A 4,261-nucleotide genomic window follows, 5' to 3' on the forward strand; every position below is an offset into this window, starting at 1 on the left:
CCCTTCAACCCGGACTTCAACGGCGCTGCCCAGGAAGGCGTCGGCTACTACCAGTTGACCCAGAAGGATGCCCGACGCTCCTCCGCCTCGGTCGCTTATTTGAAGCCGATCCGCAGCCGCAAGAACCTGACCCTCCGAACCGATGTGCTGGTGACGCGCATCGTCGTCGAGAACGGTCGCGCTATCGGCGTCGAGGTGGTCGACAGGCCGGGCGGCGACAAGAAAATCCTGCGCGCCGAGCGCGAGGTGATCGTCTCGTCCGGCGCCATCGGCTCGCCGAAGCTCCTGATGCAGTCGGGGATCGGCCCCGCAGACCATCTGAAGTCAGTCGGCGTCACGCCGGTGCATGACCTGCCCGGCGTCGGCTCCAACATGCAGGACCATCTCGATTTGTTCGTCATCGCCGAATGCACCGGCGATCACACCTATGACAACTACGCCAAGCTGCACCGCACGGCCTGGGCCGGTCTGCAATATCTGCTGCTGAAGAAAGGCCCGGTGGCCTCCAGCCTGTTCGAGACCGGCGGCTTCTGGTACGCCGACCCGACCGCCGCCTCGCCCGACATTCAGTTCCATCTCGGCTTGGGATCCGGCATCGAGGCCGGCGTCGAGAAGCTGAACAATCCAGGTGTCACCCTGAACTCGGCCTTCCTGCGGCCGCGCTCACGCGGCACGGTGCGGCTGAAGAGTGCCGACCCGTCCGACCACCCGCTGATCGATCCGAACTACTGGTCCGATCCCTATGACCGCGCCATGTCGATCAAGGGGCTGCGACTGGCGCGCCAGATCATGCGACAGAAGGCGCTTGCCCCTTACGTGCTGCGCGAAGTGCTGCCCGGGCCGTCGCTCGCCAGCGACGACGAGCTGTTCGACTATGCCTGCCGCACCTCCAAAACCGACCATCACCCGGTTGGCACCTGCCGCATGGGCCATGACGACATGGCCGTGGTGACACCGGATCTGCGGTTGCGCGGCATCGAGGGCCTGCGCGTTTGCGACGCCTCGGTGATGCCGCGCGTGCCTTCATCCAACACCAATGCGCCGACAATGATGGTCGGTGAAAAAGGAGCCGATCTGGTCCTCGGCCGCGAGCCGCTGCCGCCGGCGGTGTTTTCCGGAAACCGGGCTGCTTAGCCGCTGAGGAGCAAGACATGATCAGGCACTGTGTTTTCGCTAGATTTCGCAATGATGTCGCCGCTACCGAGCGCACGGCGGTCCATGCCGATCTCGAGGCGCTGCGACAGCTGATCGACGGCATGGACGCCGTAAAATTCAGCGCCAATGTCAGCCCCGAGCCGTTCGCACGCGGCTTCACCCATGGCTTCACCATCGACTTCCGCGATGCTGCCGCGCGCGATGCCTATCTTGCGCATGAAGCGCACCAGCGCGCCGGCGCACGCCTGGTCGCTGCCCTGGAAGGCGGCACGGACGGGCTGATGGTGTTTGATCTCGAAATCTAGACTCACCATCAAGCCACGATCGAGTTCATCGACAGATGGCACCGGTCGCTCCTCATCGCACCTCAGGGGCGTTCGATCAAATGAGCCGCGCGAAAAAGTGACCACCGGTCTTCCCTGAACTGGCTGATAATTCCTCACATCGATGATGGTGGAGGAGGAAGATTTGCCCCTTAATTCGCAGCAGAAGAAGACCGTCCTCGCCTCGTTCCTGGGCTGGACGCTCGATGCTTTCGATTTCTTCCTTCTGACATTCCTGCTCACCGATATCGCGACCGAATTCCACGCCGACGTGCCCGCGGTCTCCAAGGCGCTGTTCCTGACCTTGGCCACACGCTTCATCGGCGCGTTCTTCTTCGGCATGCTTGCCGACAAGTACGGGCGCAAGCCGATCCTCATGCTCAACATCGTGAGCTATTCGGTGATCGGCGCGCTGGCCGCCTTCTCACCCAATCTCGGCATCTTCCTCGCCCTGCGCGCGCTGTTCGGCATCGCCATGGGCGGCGAATGGGGGCTTGGCAGTTCGCTGGCCATGGAATCCATTCCGCCGAGCGCACGCGGCATGGTCTCCGGCATCCTGCAATGCGGCTATCCGGCCGGCTATCTGCTGGCGGCGGTGGTCTATGGCCTGCTCTATCAGCAGACGATCGGCGGCTACACGATCGGCTGGCGCGCCATGTTCCTGCTCAGCTTCGTGCCGGCGCTGATTGTGCTCTTCATCCGCTCGCATGTGCCGGAATCGCCGGCCTTCGTCGAAGCGCAGAAGACGGCTCGACCGGGCATGTGGGAAACCCTGCAGAAACACTGGGGTGTCGCGCTCTATGCCGTCGTGCTGATGATGTTCTTCAATTTCTTCAGTCATGGCACGCAGGACCTCTACCCGACCTTCCTGAAGAAGCAGCACGGCTTCGATCCGCATACGGTGAGCTGGATCACCATCGTCGCCAATATCGGCGCCATCGTCGGCGGCCTGGCATTCGGCGCGCTGTCCGAAAAGATCGGCCGCGTCAACGCCATCACGCTGGCCTGCCTGATCGCCTTGCCGTCGATCCCGCTATGGGCCTACTCGACCACGCCGTTCATGCTCGCCATCGGCGCCTTCGTCATGCAGGTCGCGGTCCAGGGCGCCTGGGGCGTCATCCCCGTGCACCTCAACGAGCTTTCGCCCGGGGCGGTGCGGGCGACCTTGCCCGGCTTTATCTATCAGGCGGGCAATCTCGCCGCGTCCTATGGCGGCCCCTATCAGGCAGGAATCGCGGAAAGCGCCGGAGGCAGCTATGGCTATGCCCTGGCGCTGTTCGCAGGCGTGGTCGCCATCTGCATCATCGTCGTCATCCGTTTCAGTCCGGAACGACGTGGCCAGTTGATGACCGTACTCAATTAGGGTCGAAATCAGCCGAGCCTGAGCGCAACGACACCGGCGACGATGCTGAGCGCGGCGGCACCGCGCCAGCCGGTCATTTTTTCGCCGAGAGCGAAGACCGAGATCATCATGGCAAACAGGATCGAGGTTTCGCGCAGCGAGGCCACGGAGGCGATCGGCGCCTTGGTCATCGCCCACATGACGATCCAGTAGGCGGCGCCGCTGAGCACGCCCGTGAACAGCCCTGCCTTCCAGTCGCGCGCCAACACCGGCAGCGCCTTCGGCCCGCGGAAGATGAGGCACAGCACCAAGGCGCCAAAAGCATCGCAGATGAACAGCCAGGCTGCATAGCTCTGCGCGGTTGCCGCCAGCCGTGCGCCGCTGCCGTCGGACAGCGTGTAACTGGCAATGAAGATGGAAGTGCCCAGTGCGAAGCCAACCGCGCGCAGATTGAGTTTTTCCAGATGTGCGCCGCCACGAAACGACATCACCAGCGTGCCGGCCGACAACAGGAAGATGCCGAGCATGGCGAACGGGCCGGGAATCTCGGCAACGACGAACATGCCGCCAAAGGCCGAGAGCAGAGGTGCGGTGCCCCGCGCCAGCGGATAAGTCTGGGCGAAATCGCCGGCCTTGTAGGCGCCGATCAGGAAGGTGCGGTAGCCCATGTGGAAAATGACGGAGGCGATGATGTAGGGCCACACCTCCGCCTTCGGCACTTCGACGAAGGGCAGCACCACGAGTGCCGCCGCGCCCATGCCGAGCGTCATCAGCGTGATCGACAGGAAGCGGTCGAGATGGACCTTGACCAGCGCGTTCCAGATCGCGTGCATGGCGGCGGCGGCAAGCACTGCGAAAAAGACGAAAAGCGTCATGTGGCAATGCCGGGCGTTTCCAGGTCGATGTCGACCCGCAACGGAAAATGATCCGACGCAACCTCGTCGATATCGGCACAGATCGAACGCACCCGCCCGGCGAACATGCCGCCGACGAAGCAATGGTCGAGCCGGCGCTTTGCCAATCTGCCGTCGATGGTCTTCACATGGGTGTGGAAGTCCGGAACTGGCTCCCCGGCAACGGCGGCGGCATCGACGAAACCGCTGAGATAGGCGGCACCCCGATGGTAGGGCGTGCTGCCGACGATGCGGCGATATTCGGCGCTGCCCGGCTCCATGTTGAAATCGCCCATCCAGATCGCCGCCAGCGGGTTTTCCGGCTCCGCTTCGCCGCTGGTCCAGTTGCGCGTGGGCTCGTCGTCGACGCCGCTCCACGGCCCGCCGTCGGACGGTGCCCGGCGATGCTCGGCCAGGAGATAGTCGATCTGCTCCAGCCGCTCCTCGGCCGCGATATGGGCGAGATGCAGCGACAACACCCGCACCGGCCCTGCCGGCGTGCGGATCATGCATTCAAGTGCTGCATTGCGGGTGTTGAGCGGCCGCAG

Annotated in this window: 5 protein-coding genes; 3 read left to right on the plus strand and 2 right to left on the minus strand. The window is 63.8% G+C overall.

Annotated elements, in window-relative coordinates; genetic code table 11:
* The 3 genes from EN994_RS20115 to EN994_RS20125 all read left to right on the plus strand — a co-directional run.
* On the plus strand, positions 1–1,134 hold a 1,134-nt coding region (locus EN994_RS20115; protein ID WP_127307750.1), incomplete at its 5' end, for a GMC oxidoreductase.
* 17 nt (positions 1,135–1,151) lie between these two features.
* Positions 1,152–1,460, plus strand: a complete 309-nt coding sequence (locus tag EN994_RS20120; RefSeq protein ID WP_063168958.1) for a Dabb family protein — start codon at positions 1,152–1,154, stop codon at positions 1,458–1,460.
* 163 nt (positions 1,461–1,623) lie between these two features.
* On the plus strand, positions 1,624–2,841 hold the full coding sequence (locus tag EN994_RS20125; protein WP_024502755.1) for an MFS transporter: 1,218 nt from the start codon (positions 1,624–1,626) through the stop codon (positions 2,839–2,841).
* Between the two features lie 8 nt (positions 2,842–2,849).
* On the opposite strand, the gene EN994_RS20130 is transcribed toward EN994_RS20125, so the two are convergent.
* Both EN994_RS20130 and EN994_RS20135 read right to left on the minus strand, forming a co-directional pair.
* A complete protein-coding gene (locus EN994_RS20130) occupies positions 2,850–3,695 on the minus strand; it encodes an EamA family transporter (RefSeq protein WP_013529691.1) in 846 nt (281 codons plus the stop codon).
* Positions 3,692–4,261, minus strand: a 570-nt coding sequence (locus EN994_RS20135; protein WP_348631682.1) for an endonuclease/exonuclease/phosphatase family protein, incomplete at its 5' end; no start/stop codon positions are given. The genes EN994_RS20130 and EN994_RS20135, both read right to left, overlap by 4 nt.

The sequence above is a fragment of the Mesorhizobium sp. M7A.F.Ca.CA.002.09.1.1 genome (assembly GCF_003998555.1).
Lineage (GTDB): Bacteria > Pseudomonadota > Alphaproteobacteria > Rhizobiales > Rhizobiaceae > Mesorhizobium > Mesorhizobium ciceri.

Bases quoted from the DNA above. Each gene is read 5' to 3' on its own strand.
- EN994_RS20120 (WP_063168958.1), top strand. From the start codon at position 1,152: ATGATCAGGCACTGTGTTTTCGCTAGATTTCGCAATGATGTCGCCGCT.
- EN994_RS20130 (WP_013529691.1), bottom strand. From the start codon at position 3,695: ATGACGCTTTTCGTCTTTTTCGCAGTGCTTGCCGCCGCCGCCATGCAC.